The organism is Burkholderia sp. Cy-637, from assembly GCF_011753175.1.
Taxonomy (GTDB): domain Bacteria; phylum Pseudomonadota; class Gammaproteobacteria; order Burkholderiales; family Burkholderiaceae; genus Burkholderia; species Burkholderia gladioli.
Genome location: NZ_VWWC01000065.1, coordinates 1 through 14,489, shown reverse-complemented (window position 1 = coordinate 14,489; position 14,489 = coordinate 1). Strand labels below are relative to the sequence as shown.

Annotated in this window: 15 protein-coding genes and 2 pseudogenes; 8 read left to right on the top strand and 9 right to left on the bottom strand. The window is 69.0% G+C overall.

All coding sequences use genetic code 11. The features are described from left to right. Window positions 1–35: 35 nt before the first annotated feature. The gene (locus tag F3J10_RS18185) at window positions 36–623 is read left to right on the top strand and encodes a TetR/AcrR family transcriptional regulator (protein ID WP_167232989.1); all 588 of its coding nucleotides are present in this window, start codon (window positions 36–38) and stop codon (window positions 621–623) included. Between the two features lie 50 nt (window positions 624–673). Here the strand turns inward: F3J10_RS18185 and F3J10_RS18180 are convergent, their stop codons facing one another. Beyond that, window positions 674–1,534, bottom strand: coding sequence for a LysR family transcriptional regulator (locus F3J10_RS18180; RefSeq protein WP_013691159.1), 861 nt, complete (start codon window positions 1,532–1,534; stop codon window positions 674–676). A 148-nt stretch (window positions 1,535–1,682) separates the two neighbouring features. On the opposite strand from F3J10_RS18180, the gene F3J10_RS18175 reads away from it, so the two are divergent. Further along, on the top strand, window positions 1,683–2,984 hold the full coding sequence (locus tag F3J10_RS18175; RefSeq protein ID WP_025101525.1) for an aspartate aminotransferase family protein: 1,302 nt from the start codon (window positions 1,683–1,685) through the stop codon (window positions 2,982–2,984). Between the two features lie 150 nt (window positions 2,985–3,134). Here the strand turns inward: F3J10_RS18175 and aqpZ are convergent, their stop codons facing one another. Further along, window positions 3,135–3,875, bottom strand: a complete 741-nt coding sequence (aqpZ, locus tag F3J10_RS18170; protein WP_025102243.1) for an aquaporin Z — start codon at window positions 3,873–3,875, stop codon at window positions 3,135–3,137. 537 nt (window positions 3,876–4,412) lie between these two features. On the opposite strand from aqpZ, the gene F3J10_RS18165 reads away from it, so the two are divergent. Beyond that, window positions 4,413–4,820 carry a DoxX family membrane protein gene (locus F3J10_RS18165; protein WP_200873252.1) on the top strand — a complete coding sequence of 136 codons (408 nt, stop codon included), beginning with the start codon at window positions 4,413–4,415 and terminating at the stop codon, window positions 4,818–4,820. On the opposite strand, the gene F3J10_RS18160 is transcribed toward F3J10_RS18165, so the two are convergent. Next, the gene (locus F3J10_RS18160; protein WP_240155627.1) at window positions 4,709–5,086 is read right to left on the bottom strand and encodes a hypothetical protein; all 378 of its coding nucleotides are present in this window, start codon (window positions 5,084–5,086) and stop codon (window positions 4,709–4,711) included. The two genes, F3J10_RS18165 and F3J10_RS18160, sit on opposite strands and share 112 nt — an antisense overlap. Before the next feature lie 203 nt (window positions 5,087–5,289). On the opposite strand from F3J10_RS18160, the gene F3J10_RS18155 reads away from it, so the two are divergent. Both F3J10_RS18155 and F3J10_RS18150 read left to right on the top strand, forming a co-directional pair. Then, window positions 5,290–5,754: a MarR family winged helix-turn-helix transcriptional regulator gene (locus F3J10_RS18155; RefSeq protein WP_167242660.1), complete on the top strand. Its 465-nt coding sequence runs from the start codon at window positions 5,290–5,292 to the stop codon at window positions 5,752–5,754. 35 nt (window positions 5,755–5,789) lie between these two features. Further along, window positions 5,790–6,482 carry a TetR/AcrR family transcriptional regulator gene (locus F3J10_RS18150; protein WP_167242659.1) on the top strand — a complete coding sequence of 231 codons (693 nt, stop codon included), beginning with the start codon at window positions 5,790–5,792 and terminating at the stop codon, window positions 6,480–6,482. 66 nt (window positions 6,483–6,548) lie between these two features. Here F3J10_RS18150 and F3J10_RS18145 read toward each other — a convergent pair whose 3' ends face one another. Both F3J10_RS18145 and F3J10_RS18140 read right to left on the bottom strand, forming a co-directional pair. After that, complete coding sequence (locus F3J10_RS18145) at window positions 6,549–6,980, bottom strand: organic hydroperoxide resistance protein (RefSeq protein WP_167242658.1); 432 nt, start codon at window positions 6,978–6,980, stop codon at window positions 6,549–6,551. A 235-nt stretch (window positions 6,981–7,215) separates the two neighbouring features. Then, window positions 7,216–7,692, bottom strand: a complete 477-nt coding sequence (locus F3J10_RS18140) for an Lrp/AsnC family transcriptional regulator (RefSeq protein ID WP_036036363.1) — start codon at window positions 7,690–7,692, stop codon at window positions 7,216–7,218. Window positions 7,693–7,823: 131 nt separating this feature from the next. On the opposite strand from F3J10_RS18140, the gene F3J10_RS18135 reads away from it, so the two are divergent. After that, window positions 7,824–9,059, top strand: a complete 1,236-nt coding sequence (locus F3J10_RS18135; RefSeq protein ID WP_167242657.1) for a diaminopropionate ammonia-lyase — start codon at window positions 7,824–7,826, stop codon at window positions 9,057–9,059. A 56-nt stretch (window positions 9,060–9,115) separates the two neighbouring features. Next, a complete protein-coding gene (locus F3J10_RS18130; RefSeq protein ID WP_167242656.1) occupies window positions 9,116–10,279 on the top strand; it encodes a M20 aminoacylase family protein in 1,164 nt (387 codons plus the stop codon). 6 nt (window positions 10,280–10,285) lie between these two features. Here the strand turns inward: F3J10_RS18130 and F3J10_RS18125 are convergent, their stop codons facing one another. The 4 genes and pseudogenes from F3J10_RS18125 to F3J10_RS18110 all read right to left on the bottom strand — a co-directional run. Continuing rightward, window positions 10,286–10,999 carry an isochorismatase family cysteine hydrolase gene (locus tag F3J10_RS18125; protein ID WP_025102315.1) on the bottom strand — a complete coding sequence of 238 codons (714 nt, stop codon included), beginning with the start codon at window positions 10,997–10,999 and terminating at the stop codon, window positions 10,286–10,288. A gap of 95 nt (window positions 11,000–11,094) precedes the next feature. Further along, on the bottom strand, window positions 11,095–11,682 hold the full coding sequence (locus tag F3J10_RS18120) for a TetR/AcrR family transcriptional regulator (protein ID WP_013691148.1): 588 nt from the start codon (window positions 11,680–11,682) through the stop codon (window positions 11,095–11,097). Window positions 11,683–11,760: 78 nt separating this feature from the next. Then, window positions 11,761–13,293: a methyl-accepting chemotaxis protein gene (locus F3J10_RS18115; RefSeq protein WP_167234476.1), complete on the bottom strand. Its 1,533-nt coding sequence runs from the start codon at window positions 13,291–13,293 to the stop codon at window positions 11,761–11,763. 333 nt (window positions 13,294–13,626) lie between these two features. After that, window positions 13,627–14,379, bottom strand: a pseudogene (locus F3J10_RS18110) ((Fe-S)-binding protein); the annotation flags it as partial. On the opposite strand from F3J10_RS18110, the pseudogene F3J10_RS18105 reads away from it, so the two are divergent. After that, window positions 14,366–14,489, top strand: a pseudogene (locus F3J10_RS18105) (recombinase family protein); the annotation flags it as partial. The pseudogenes F3J10_RS18110 and F3J10_RS18105 overlap by 14 nt on opposite strands.

Below are 14,489 nucleotides of genomic sequence, written 5' to 3'. Positions count from 1 at the left end.
TACCTTCGCATGCTTCGAGACAAGAGCCGATCCCGATGACGACGCCCCCGCCGCCGCCCGAGAAACGCAGGCGCAATGCCGCCGCCACGCGCCGGGCGATCCTCGCCTCGGCGCGCCTGGCCTTCGCGCGCCAGGGCTACGAGGGCGCCGGCGTGCGCGAGATCGCGGCCGGCGCCGGCGTGACGGCGATGCTGGTCAATCGCTACTTCGGTTCGAAGGAGGGTTTGTTCGCCGAGGTGCTGGCCGAGTCGATGGCGAGCACCTCGGTGGTGTTGCCGGCGATCCTCGCGCGGCCCGTGTCGGGCGAGCGCGTGGCTGCCGCGCTGGTTGACATCACGGCCGTCGACGCGGTGCCGCTCGAGGGTTTCCAGATCATGATGCGCTCGGCCTCGAGCGATCGCGCCGTCGCGATCGCGCGCGAGCAGATCGAGCGTTTCCAGCTCGGCGCGATCGCGTCCCTGCTCGATGGCGCGCATGCGCCGCAACGCGCGGCGCTGGTGCTGGCCTTGATCGCCGGTTTCCAGATGATGCGGCAGATGATCGGGCTCTCGCCGCTGGCCGAGGCGGACCGGCAGGCGCTGGTCGACACGCTCGCGCCGCTGTTCGAGCGCCTGCTCGCCTGACATGCCCGTCGCGCGAGATCGATGAGGATCGCGAACGAATCGCCGAGCCCTCACAGCGAGGGCAGGGTGGCGCGGATATGTTCGGCGAAGGCCTCGACCAGCGGCGAGGGCTGCGCCTGCTCGAGCCGCAGCGTGATGCCGACCGCGGGCAGGGCCGGCAGGCCCGGATCGCCGCCGAGGATCGCCAGGTCGGGCGGCACGGCCATCTGCGTGACCACCGCGAAGGCCTGCCCCGAACGCACCAGCGCGATCAGGCCGGCCAGGCTGCTGCTCGCGTAGGCGATCCGGTAGGCGCGCCCGGCGCGCTGCAGGGCCGCGCAGGCGGCGCGATGGTCGAGCGTGTCGGGATCGGACAGCGCCAGCGGCAAGGGCTCGAAATCGGCCGGCGCGAGGCCCGGATAGCCGATCCAGACCAGCGGCTCGCGGCGGATCGGGCCGCTGCCGGCCGGCTGCCCATCGGCCACCGAAACCATCGCCAGGTCGATCGCGTGCTTGGCCAGTTGCTCGTGCAGGCGCGGTGACGGCGCGCAGAACACCTCGACCTGCGCATGCGGATGCTGGATCGAGAACTGCCGCAGCAGCGGCGGCAGGAAGGTGGTGGCGTAATCCTCGGGGCAGCCGAAGCGGATCGTGCCGGACAGACCCTTGCCGGACAGATCGGCCAGCGCCTCGTCGTGCAGCCGCAGGATGCGCTGCGCATGGCCGAGCAGGCGCTCGCCGGGATGCGTGAGCACCACGCCGCGCCCGGTGCGCTGGAACAGCGGCTGCTCGACGATCTCCTCCAGGCGCCGCAACTGCTGGCTCAGCGCGGACTGGGTGCGGCCGACGCGATCGGCGGCACGGCTCAGCGCGCGCACTTCCGCGATCGCGACGAAGCTGCGCAGCAGGTCGATATCGAGTGTCTGGCTCAAGGCAGGTTCCCCAAGGTATTAGCAGATCTACTATCTGGCATTAAAACTATTAGATTCTATAAAACCAGAGCGGCCACTAGACTGCAAGCATTCGTTCACCCGGGTCCGTCGCCGCGAGGGATCCGCCAGTCCAGCCAGGAGAACCACGGTGTCCCGCAATCAAGACGAGCAGTTCTGGCAACGCGCCAGGCAGCACCTGATCCGCTACGGCGGCAGCTTCGAACCGATGATCATCGAGCGCGCGCAGGGCAGCTTCGTCTACGACGCCGACGGGCGCGCGATCCTCGATTTCACCTCCGGGCAGATGAGCGCCGTGCTCGGCCACAGCCATCCCGAGATCGTCTCGGTGATCAACGAATACGCGGGCAAGCTCGACCACCTGTTCAGCGGGATGCTGTCGCGGCCGGTGGTGGATCTCGCCACGCGCCTGGCCGAGATCACCCCGCCCGGGCTCGACCGCGCCCTGCTGCTGAGCACCGGCGCGGAATCCAACGAGGCCGCGATCCGGATGGCCAAGCTGGTCACCGGCAAGTACGAGGTGGTGGGTTTCGCGCAGTCCTGGCACGGCATGACCGGGCACGCCGCCTCGGCCACCTACAGCGCGGGGCGCAAGGGCGTGGGCCCGGCGGCGGTCGGCTCGTTCGCGATCCCCGCGCCCTTCACCTATCGCCCGCGCTTCGAGCGCGAGGGCCGCTACGACTACCTGGCCGAGCTCGACTACGCCTTCGACCTGGTCGACCGCCAGTCGAGCGGCAACCTGGCGGCCTTCATCGCCGAGCCGATCCTCAGCTCGGGCGGCATCATCGAGCTGCCGCCGGGCTACCTGGCCGCGCTCAAGCGCAAGTGCGAGGAGCGCGGCATGCTGCTGATCCTCGACGAGGCGCAGACCGGCGTGGGCCGCACCGGCACCCTGTTCGCGTTCGAGCGCGATGGCGTCACGCCCGACATCCTGACCTTGTCGAAGACGCTGGGCGCCGGGCTGCCGCTGGCGGCGGTGGTCACCTCGGCCGAGATCGAGGAGCGCGCGCACGAACGCGGCTACCTGTTCTACACCACCCACGTTTCCGATCCGCTGCCGGCCGCGGTCGGCCTGCGCGTGCTCGACGTGGTGGCGAAGGAAGGGCTGGTGGCGCGCGCCAACCAGATGGGCGAGCGCCTGCGCCACGGCCTGCTCGGGCTGATGGAGCGCTACGACTGCATCGGCGACGTGCGCGGGCGCGGGCTGCTGCTGGGCATGGAGGTGGTCAAGGATCGCCGCAGCAAGGAGCCGGCCGACGGGCTCGGCGCGAAGATCACGCGCGAATGCATGAAGCTCGGCCTGAGCATGAACATCGTGCAACTGCCGGGGATGGGCGGCGTGTTCCGGATCGCGCCGCCGCTGACGGTGAGCGAGGCGGAGGTCGACCTGGGCGTGGAACTGCTCGGCAAGGCGATCGAGCAGTCGATCTGAGGCGGGGGAGGGACGGGGGAGGGGCGGGGACGGGGGCCGGCGGGCGCTTCGCGAGGAAGCGCGGCATGCTTGTCCTGCTCTGCTGCTGCAGCAGCGACTGGGAACGAACGGCGGCGCGAACCTGCATCGGCAGGCTCGCGCCGCCGTTTTTCATTCGGCGGGAGCCGCCGCCGGGGGCAGCGCGTCGATCACCGAGCCGCGTCCCGCCACGATCGGGTAGACCACGCCGGCGATCACGGCGCCGATCAGCGGCGCGGCCCAGAACAGCCACAGCTGGCCGATCGCGTCACCGCCGACGAACAGCGCCGGGCCGGTCGAGCGTGCCGGGTTCACCGAGGTGTTGGTGACGGGGATCGAGATCAGGTGGATCAGCGTCAGGCACAGGCCGATCGCGATCGGCGCGAAGCCGGCCGGCGCGCGCTTGTCGGTGGCGCCGAGGATCACGAACAGGAAGAAGGCCGTCATCACCACTTCGCAGATGAAGGCCGCGCCCAGCGAGTAATGGCCGGGCGAGCGATCGCCGAAGCCGTTGGTCGCGAAACCGCTGCCCACCAAGTCGAAGCCGGGCTTGCCGGTGGCGATCAGGTACAGCGCGAAGGCGCCGAGCGCGCCGCCCACCACCTGCGCGACGATGTAGGGCACCAGGTCGCGAGCCGGGAAGCGGCCGGCCACGGTGAGGCCGACGCTGACGGCCGGGTTCAGGTGGCAGCCCGAGATATGGCCGATCGCGAAGGCCATGGTCAGCACGGTCAGGCCGAAGGCCAGCGCGACGCCGGCGAAGCCGATGCCCAGTTGCGGGAACGCGGCCGCGAGCACGGCCGCGCCGCAGCCGCCCAGTACCAGCCAGAAGGTGCCGAAGACTTCAGCGGCGAGTCGGTGAGACAGGTTCATGAGTTGGACTCCTCATCAGGATGGATCGATGACACCGAAACGGCCGCTGGAATCGGCCGATTTCATACTAGGTCGAGATTGTCGAAATGGATATGCCCGATTGCGGGTATCCCGGTAATTCCGGCAGGGTAAAGCCGGCATGAATCGTTTCAGACTGGTCCGAGCGGATTTTCATGCGAGTATCGGCGCTGCAATGTAAAAAACCATCAAATCGATTCAAACGATTTTTTGCGATGCATCATCCTGTCGATTTGCCGACAGGGGGCATCGCGCTATCGCCCATCGCCCCTGTTTTTAAGGGCTTTGCGAATTTCCGGCTTGCCCGCCAGGCGTGATGCGGGTAGGGTTTCGCGATTAAACCTCGGCGATTGATTCGGACCGGTTCGAAATGCCTAATGCGGTAAACGAGTCGCGATGCCGGCAAGATACGCGATTTTTTTTAGTCACGAATTCAATATGAACATATTTCACACTCTGCGGCGTATTGCGTTGGTGCAGCCGTCATCCGCTTATCCGGCGAGTTGGCCGATCGCGCTGATGCGGATTGCGACCGGCGTATTCTTTTCGGCTTCCGGTTTCAACAAGCTGGTGCTGCCGGAAAATCGCGCCGCGATGCTGCAGACCATCACCGAGGCGCAGGTGCCCTGTCCCGAGCTGATGGCGCCGTTCGTGGCGGGCTGCGAGTGCCTGTTTGGCCTGCTGCTGGCATTGGGCCTCGGTACGCGTCCGGCCGCGCTGGTGCTGTTCGCGATCAGCGGCGTCGCGCTGGCCACCGTCGGGCTTCACCAGATCCCGGCGGGGCTCGGGCCGATCGGCTGGACCAGTTGGCTGCTCTATCTGCCCGAGTCGCTGTACCTGCTGATCACGCTCACGCTGATCGTGCGCGGCGGCGAGTCCCTGAGCCTCGACGCGGTCTGGGCGCGCCGCCTGGCGCGGCGGGCCTGAGGCGCCTCACCAGCGCGGCGAACACATCGTCGGGATGCGCCTCCACGCGCTCCGCGGCCAGCAGCGCCGTCTTGTCGTGCTGCCCGCGATGCGCGCCGAGCAGCACGGTGATGATCATCGCCTTGTCGCATGCGCTGCATGCCCATGAAGTCCGGGTCGATGAACAGCTCGTCCTCGCCGTGCTCGCTAAGCATGACGAAACGATTGCCGCGAGGAATGCCGAGCGCCTCCACCAATGACTGGTTCAGCGCCTCGGCGATGGCCATCTTTTGCGTCGAGTTGTAGCGGCCCGCCCTCGCTTTACAATGCGTTGATATGCGCATAATATGCAGCGCAGTCCCCGCCGGCAATCCGCTCGCGCCTTGTCGCGTCTCGCGAAGCGGGCGGCGGGGCAGCCGCTTCGGCGCCTGATGGGCGCGATGCGAAACCGTCTCGCGCGACGAGCGATGCCCTCCATCTCCTTCCGATCATGGACACCAGCACGAACCTCGACGGACGCTGCAACTGCCTGGCCGCGCGCAAGGCCTCGCGCTACCTGACCGCGCTCTACGACGGCGCGCTCAGCCAGGTCGGGCTGCGCGCCACCCAATTCTCGATCCTGCACAAGCTGCGCGCGGGCGGCCCGCTCGGCGTGGGCGAGCTGGCCACCGTGATGGCGATGGACCGCACCACGCTGTCGACCAACCTGAAGCCGCTCGAACGCGACGGCCTGCTGGCGATCCGTCCCGGCGAGGACGATCGCCGCCGCAAGGCGATCTCGATCACCGCGGCCGGCGAGCGCGTCTATCGCCAGGCGCTGCCGATCTGGCAGCAGGTGCAGGATGCCTTCGAACGGTCCTATGGCGAGCAGCGCGCGGCCGGTTTGCGGCGCTCGCTCGCGGCGGTGCTGAACACCGGCTTCAGTCCCTGGGACGACGCCCCGGCGCAGCCATGAGCAGCACCGGCCGGCCCGACTTCCCGATCCCTGCCATGGACCTTGCTCCCGGCGATTCGCCCGATCTCGTCGACATCCGGCTCACGCGGCGCGGGCCGGCCGCGCCGGCGCGCGCCCGCTATCGCCGCGCCGAGGATTCGCGCGCGGCGATCCTGCAGGCCGTGGTGGACCTGGTCGAGCGCGACGGCGGCGAGCCCGTGCATGTGGATCGCATCGCCGAGCGCGCGGGCCTGCACAAGATGGCGATCTACCGGATCTTCGGCTCGCGCGCGGCCTTGCTCGACGAAGTGGCCGGGCGGCTTTGCGACGGCGAGCGCGCGCGCTGGGACGAGATCGCCGGCGCCACCGACGGCACGCCGCGCGCGGTGCTGATCGCCTTGTTCGACGACCTGGCGCGCCGCGTGCGTGCCGATGCGGCCTGCGATTGCCGGCTGGCCCGGCTGACCTCGCAGGGCGAGGCCCTGCCCGCCGCCGGCCAGCGCAGCCTGGCGCTGCGCGGCGCCTTGCGGGCCTTCCTGCATGCGCATTGCCTGGCCTCGGGCGCGGCCGAGCCCGGGCGCATGACCGATGCGCTGATGCTGGTCTGGCAGGGGGCGGTATCGCCGCGCTGGACCGACGAGGAAGTGGCGGCGCTTTGCGACGGGCTGCCCGCCGTGGTGGACGGCGTGATCCGCGGCCACATGCCGGCCGCGGCCGGCGCCGCATCGCCCATCGAGACCTGCAAATGAAACGGGGCGGCAAGCCTGGCTTGCCGCCCCGTGCGATGTCGAACCCGGTGGAAGACGGATTCGATCTCAGCTGTGCGTGGTCGTCTTCACGTCGACGCTGGCCTTGATGGCGTTCGAATACGGGCAGATGGTGTGGGTGGTCTCGACCAGCTTCTTCGCGTCGGCCTCGTCGAGGCCGGGCAGGTAGACGTCGAGTTCGGCGGTGATGCCGTAGCCGCCTTCCGAGCGCGGGCCCATGCCGATGGTCGCCTTGACGGTCGAGCCATCCGGCACCTTGATCTTGGTCTGCTGGGCCGCGACGCGCATCGCGCCGAGGTAGCAGGCCGAATAACCGAGCGCGAACAGCTTCTCGGGGTTGGCGCCGTCGCCGCCCGGGCCGCCCAGTTCCTTCGGGACCGTGAGCTGCAGCGACATCGTGCCGTCGGCGAGCTCGGTCTTGCCGTCGCGGCCGCCGCCGGTTGCCGTGGCGGAGGTCTTGTATTTCGCATCAACTGACATGGGGTGCTCCTGTATCGAGTTGGCAGGAAAAGCGCTGCCCATGTTAGGCGGCGCCGGGGCTTTCGTCCAGCCGGCTCGGCAGCGGCATCGCCTGCCATGCCGCGGAGCCGCGCCGCCGCTGGCCGAACGATCCCGACCTAGCAACGCGCGGGCCCGTCGGCGCCCGCGATGCGTCGCGACGGGCCTTGCCGATTCCACCCGGCATGCGCGCCTTCGCGCCGCCCACCTCGACCGCTCAGGCCTCCAGCTCCATCGGCACCTCCAGCCCCACCTTCACGCGGCCCATGCTGACCAGCGTCTTGAAGCGCCGGACGTTGTTGTTCGAGAAGAACAGCCGCCGCGTCAGCTCGTTGTACTGCTCCATGTGCTTGACGGCGACGATCAGCACGAAATCCCATTCGCCCGCCACGTAGTAGCACTGCTGGATCTGCGGGCACTGCGCGAAGCTGCGCTTCATCGCGTCGAGCAGGTCGATCTGCTCGCTCTCCACCTCGACGTTCACCACGATCGTGAGCGGGTGCTCGGCCTTCTCGGGCGCGACCACGGCCGTGTAGCGCTCGATCACGCCTTCCTCGGCCAGGCGGCGCAGGCGTCGGTTGACCGCCGCCGTGGACAGGTTCACGCGCGCGCCCAGCTCGTTCTGCGGGGTTTGCGCGTCGCGCTGGATCTCGGCCAGCAGCTTGCGGTCGTAGGTGTCGAGGGGCGTGGTCATGAGGATGTCGGGGGCGGATGAACGCGGAATCGATAAAAAATTGCGTCAGGCAGGATAACAACGAGACAGGATTCGCGTCACGGCGAAATATTATTTACCCGATCCGAATCCGCTTCCCGGGAGCCCCATCCATGCTGTTCGCCAATCCGAACGCCTGCTTCACCCCCTATCCTGACGCGCTGCGTCGCATCCTCGATATCGACACGGCCCGCCAGAGCGGCGCCTGGCTCGCGCACTGGCCGCTGATCGAGCGTGGCGCGACACCGCTCTGGAACCTGCCCGGCGCCGCGGCGCGCTTCGGCATCGCCGCGCTGGCCGTCAAGGACGAGTCGCTGCGTTCGCCGCTCGGCAGCTTCAAGGCGCTGGGCGCGCCGGTCGCGCTGCTGCGCCTCGCGCTGCGCCTGATGCCCGAGGCGCGCTTCGAGCCGCAGGCGCTGTTCGCCGGCCGCCATGCCGAGGAGCTTGCCGCGCTGACCGTGATCAGCGCCACCGACGGCAATCACGGCACGGCGCTCGCGGCCGCGGCGCAATCGCTCGGCTGCGCCTGCGTGATCGTGCTGCATGCGCGGGTCAGTGCCGAGCGCGAGCGGGCGATCGCCGCTCATGGCGCGCGCATCGTGCGGATCGCCGGCAACTACGACGAATCGGTCGAGCACGCGGCGCGGCTCGCGCGCGAGCAGGGCTGGCATGTGGTGTCCGATACCTCGTATGAAGGCTACGAGGCGATTCCGCGCGACGTGATGCAGGGTTACGGCGTGATCGCGGCCGAGCTGCTCGCGCAGGCCGCCGGGCAGCCGCGCTTCACGCACGTGATCCTGCAAGGCGGCGTGGGCGGCCTGGCGGCCGGCATCGCCAGCTATCTGTGGGAGCATTTCGGCGCGAGCCGCCCGCGCTTCCTGGTGGTCGAGCCGGCCCAGGCCGATTGCCTCTACCAGAGCGCCATCGCCGGCCGCGCGGCGAAGGCTTCCGGCAGCGTCGATTCGGTGATGGCGGGGCTGGCCTGCGGCGAGGCTTCGCCGCTCGCCTGGCGCATCCTGCAGCCCTGCATCGACGCGTTCCTCACCATCGACGATGCCGACGCGACGCTGGCGATGCGCGCGCTGGCGGCCGGCGCGGATGGCGACGTGCCGGTGCTGGCCGGCGAATCGGGCGCGGCCGGCCACGCGGGGCTGGCGGTGCTGGTGCGCGATCGCGCGCTGGCCGCGCGCGCCGGGCTCGACGCGAATTCTCGCGTACTGCTGATCAATACCGAGGGCGCGACCGCGCCGGGCGTCTATGCCTCCTTGACGGGCGAGGCCGCCGAGGCCGTGATCGCGCGCCGGCGGGCCTGGCTCGACGACGCGGCACGCCTGCCGCTCGACGCATAAGGCGCGGCGGCGCATCGATCACCGGAAAGTCATTGAAGATAGCCAGGACAAGGAACATGGAAAGCTCCCTGCAGGACAAGCTGGCCGGCTGGCGCCGGCAGTTTCATCAATACCCGGAAACGGGCTTCGAGGAGGTCCGCACCTCGGACACGGTGGCGCGCATCCTGGGCGCGCTCGGGCTGGAGGTGCATCGCGGCATCGGCGGCACGGGGCTGGTGGCGAACCTGCGGGCCGGCCGCGGCGAGCGCGCGATCGCGATCCGCGCCGAGATGGATGCGCTGAACATCGTCGAGCAGGCGCCGGGCCGTGCCCATGCCTCGTGCGTGCCGGGCAAGATGCACGCCTGCGGCCACGACGGCCATATGTCGATGGTGCTCGGCGCGGCGCAGTTGCTGGCCGAGCGGCGCGACTTCGACGGCATCGTGCGCTTCGTGTTCCAGCCGGCCGAGGAACACGGGCGCGGCGCCAAGGCGATGATGGCCGACGGCCTGTTCGAGCGCTTTCCGGTGGAGGCGATCTTCGGCGCGCACAACATGCCGGGCATGCCGGCCGGCAGCTTCGCGACGCGCGCCGGCGGCATCATGGCCAGCGAGGACAACTTCGTGATCGAGATACGCGGGCGCGGCACGCACGCGGCGCGCCCGCAGATGGGCATCGATCCGATCGTGATCGCCTCGCAGATCGTGCTGGCGCTGCAGACCATCGTCTCGCGCAATCTCGATCCGGGGCTGCAGGCCGTGGTGTCCTGCACCGAGTTCATCACCGACGGGCTGCGCAACGTGATCCCGTCGACGGTCACCATCAAGGGCGATACGCGCAGCTACGCGCCCGAGGTGCAGGCCATGCTGGCCAGGCGCATGCGCGAGATCAGCGAGGGCATCTGCGCGAGCCACGGCGCCGAATGCCGCTTCGACTACACGCACGAGTTCGCGCCGACCGTGAACCCGGCGCGATACGTGGCGCTGGCGGTGGAGGCGGCCACGCGCGTGGCCGGCGCGGCGGCCGTCGACGCGAACGTGCAGCCGATGATGATCTCCGAGGATTTCGGCGCCTTCCTGCAGGCGGTGCCGGGCAACTTCGTGTTCATCGGCAACGGCGTGACGGCCGGCGAGGGCGGCACGCCGCTGCACAATGCGTCCTACGATTTCAACGACGCGCTGCTGCCGATCGGCGCGCGCTACTTCGCCGAGCTGGCGCGGCTCGCGCTGCCGGCCGCTTGAGCGCGTTCAGGCCGTCGCTTGCAGGGCCTCGACGGTCTGCGCGGTGCTCCACAGCGCATGCGCGATGAAGCGGAAGTTGACCAGCGCGGCCAGGTAGCCGTCGCCTTCGGGCACGCGCGGGCCGGCCGTCGCATCGCGCACCACCAGCACCTCGAAACCCTGCTCGACCAGCTCGCGCAGATGCGACTCGATGCAGAGGTTGGCGGCCATGCCGGCCAGGATCACCTGCGAGACGCCGCGCTTGCGCAACTGCAGCGCCAGGTCGTTGGTCTCGGGCCCATAGACCTTGTGCGGCGAGGCGATGATGGTCTCGCCGTCGAGGATGTAGGGCTTGTAGCGTTCGAGGAAATCGGCGCCCGAACCCTCGTAGCCCTCGAGCGTGACGGGCCCCTTGCGCTCGAACATGCCGATCGCGTGCATGGTCTTTTCCAGCGGGCCGCCGAACTGCCAGCCGTGGTCGCAGGGATAGTAGTAATGCGGCGAGACGGCCACCGGGATGCCGGTTTGCTTGGCGGTCCTGAACAGGGTTTCCAGGTGATCGACGGTGCCGTTCTCGACGATGCTCTCGCCGAAATACGGCCAGCTCACGCCGGACGGGCTGAGGAAGTCGTTCTGCGGATCGACCACCACCAGCGCGGCCTTGGTGCGGTCGAGCTGGAAGCCGGTGGGCGGCAGCGCCGGGTCGGACGGATCGGCGTAGGGCAGGGTGGAACGGGTCATGCGGGGCTCCTTCGAGCGGTGGGGATGCGGGAATGGAAACAGGCGGCTTCGAATAATAAATGACCGGTCGCTTTATTATTGGGCCAAAAAAAAGCTCACCCCAGCAGACGGGTGAGCACCACTTTTTCGAATCGCTCGCAGGCCTGGCCGTTGCGCTCGATCTTGCTGCGCATCACGGCGCCTTCGTAGGCCTCGATCAGGATCGCCGCCAGCTGGTCGGCATCGCCCGGCGCGACCTCGCCGGCCGCCTGGCCTTCGCGCAGGCAGTCGGCCAGCAGCGCCTGCCAGTGATCGAGCAGGCGCTGCGCGGTCAGGCGCGCCTGCTCGTTGGTGGCGGACAGCTCCAGCGAGAGATTGCCGATCAGGCAGCCCAGCGCGAAGCCGGCCTCGCGATGATCGTCGGACAGCAGGCGGAAGAACTTGCGGATGCGCGCGACCGGCCGGGCCCGGCCCTCGCGCAGCACGGCCGAGTGGCGTGCCACGATCGACTCCCAATAGGCCTCGAGGATCTCGCCCGCGAAGGCTTCCTTGCTGTCGAAGTAGTTGTAGAACGAGCCCTTCGGCACGCTGGCCGCCTCGGCGATGTCCTGCACCGCGCAGCCGTTGAAGCCGAGTTCATGCACCACGCGGCGGCCGGTGGAGATCAGGCGCAGACGGACTTCAGGGTTGGGCGGGCGCGGCATGGATGGAGTCACCGGTTGGCAGGATGCGTAGCAAGATAACCGGTCATCTATTAACTGTCAATCGAGGCGCGCTGGCGCTCAGGCCAGCCGGAATACCGACACGGCCGAACGCAGCCTGCCCGCCTGTTCGTCCAGCGAGGTGGCCGCGGCCGCTGCCTGCTCGACCAGGGCCGCGTTCTGCTGCGTGACCTCGTCCATCTGCGTCACCGCGCGGCCCACCTGGTCGATGCCGGTGCTCTGCTCGACCGAGGCCGCCGAGATCTCGCCGATGATGTCGGCCACCTGCCCGATCGAGCGGTCGATCTCGCTCATCCGTTCGCCGGCCAGTTGCACCAGCCGGTTGCCGTCGCCGACCTGGTCCACCGACACCTGGATCAGCTCCTTGATGTCCTTGGCGGCCGAGGCGCTGCGTTGCGCGAGCGAGCGCACCTCGGCGGCCACCACCGCGAAGCCGCGGCCTTCCTCGCCGGCGCGCGCCGCCTCGACAGCCGCGTTGAGCGCGAGGATGTTGGTCTGGAACGCGATGCTCTCGATCACCGAGGTGATGTCGGCGATTCGTGAGGATTGCTCGGCGATGCTCGACATCGTATCGACCACCTGGCGCACCGCCTCGCCGCCGCGCGAGGTGGCTTCGGTGGCGCTGCCCACCAGGCCGTTGGCCTGCTGCGCGTTGTCGGCGTTCTGCTTCACGGTACCGGTGATCTGCTCCATGCTGGCGGCCGTTTCCTGCAGCGAGGCGGCCTGCTGCTCGGTGCGCTGCGAGAGGTCGATATTGCCCTGGGCGATCTCGCCGGCACCGTGCGCGATGGCGTGGCTGGCGGACTGGATCTCGGCGATCATCGCCGCCAGGCGCGTGCGCATCTGCGCGAGCTCGGCGATCAGGCTGCCGGGCGCGGCGCGCGAGGCATCGAACTCGAGATGCAACCGGCCGTTGGCGATGTGAGTGGCGATCTCGGTGGCATGGGCCGGCTCGCCGCCGAGCGTGCGGCGCACGCTGCGCACCATGGCCAGCGCGATCGCCGAGACGACCACCGCGATCGCCACCGCGATACCGGCCAGGATCGCCGCGAGACGGTAGAACACCTGGTCGATCCGGTCGTAGAAGAAGCCGGTGCCGATCAGCCAGTTCCACTCGGGAATCCGCACCACGCCCTGCAGCTTCGGTACCGGCTGCGCATCGCCGGGGCGCTTGAGCAGCAGGTCGACGAAGGCCACGTGCGAGCGGGCCAGCTGGGCATCGTATTCCTCGCGATCGGTCCTGCCGCTGGCGGTCGGGTTGTCGATCACGCGCTTGTCGCGCAGCGCCGGGTTCGGGTGGACGATATTGATGTTCTCGGCGTTCTTGACCCAGAAATAGCTGTCCTCGTCATTGAGCCGGGCGACCGCCTCCTTGGCCTGCTGTTGCGCTTCCTCGAGCGTGAGTTCGCCGCGCGCCTGGCGCTCGCGGTAGACGTTCACCGCGTGCTCGGCCTTCGACAGCAGGGTCGCGATCTCGTCGCGGCGGCTGTCGATCAGTTCGCCGCGCATCATGGTCAGCGCGGTGGCGGCCAACAGGACGATACCGAGCAATGCCGTGACGACGAGCACCGTCAGTTTGGTGGACAACTTCATGCTTGAGGCCTTGAACGATGATGGATGGAATCGTCGTTTTAACGGCCTGCCGGCCGCCCACTTTAGGGCGTGCCGATGCATTCGATGCGCAGGGATGTGCGGGAAAACGCAGCTTTGTAAGCTGGTGCTTGCGTTGGCGCGCGCGAATCGTGCAAGCGTGCCCGAGGCCGCGGCGTCGATCCCGCTTCGATGACGGACGCGCGGCCGCCGACGGCACGGGGCTTCGCGCCGATCGGTTGCGCGTGCAATCAAATGGATTGCTGAGACGGAGCGCGAAGCCGTTGAGCGGCGCTCATCGCGCCGCGTAAGCTTCACGTCATATTGATATGCGTATTACGGGCCCGGGCGCGCGTCCTCGATGTTGCGCCCATTCCGATAAACATCGAGCAGCGCCTCGATCGGGTGGCGCAGGCGCTTGCCGCTGATGCGCGCCACCTGGCAGCGGCAGGAATAACCGGTGGCGAGCAGTTCGTCGTCGTCCGCCTCGACATGACGCGCCCAGGACTGCCCGAAGATACGCTCGGAGGTTTCGCGATTGCGCGCCTCGTGCCCGTAGGTGCCCGACATCCCGCAGCAACCGCTGGCGGGCATCCGCAGCGCGAGGCCCGCCGCCTCGAACACCGGCTGCCACAGCGCGCTGGCGGCGCCGGCATTGGTGCGCTCGGTGCAATGCGGCAGCAGGCGGAAGGCGCGCGGCGGCGGCAACTCGGCCGGGCGCGGTCGCGCCCGCAGCACCGCCGCCAACCATTCCTGGGGCAGCAGCACCTCGGGCAGCGTGCCTATGCCGGGCAGCTTGCGATATTCCTGCCGGTAGACGAGCGTCATGGCCGGATCGAGGCCGACCAGGGCGATGCCGCTCGCGGCCAGCGCGGCCAGGCTCGCGGCGTTGCGCCGGGCGGCGCGCGCGAAGGCGGGCAGGAAGCCCTGCACGTGCAGCGGCTTGCCGTTCGGCAGGAAGGGCGCGACGAACACGCGATAACCGAGGCGCTCGGCCAGCGCGAGCCAGGCGGCCGCGACCGGCGTTTCGAAATAGCGTGTGAAGGCGTCCTGCACCACGATCACGCTGCGCGCGCGCCAGGAGCTGGAGCAATGCCGGAAGGCGCTGCGTAGCGGCGATACGCTGGTGGTGTGGCGGCTGGATCGGCTTGGACGTAGCTTGCCTGACCTTGTGCAGATCGTGGCCGAGCTGGAACGCT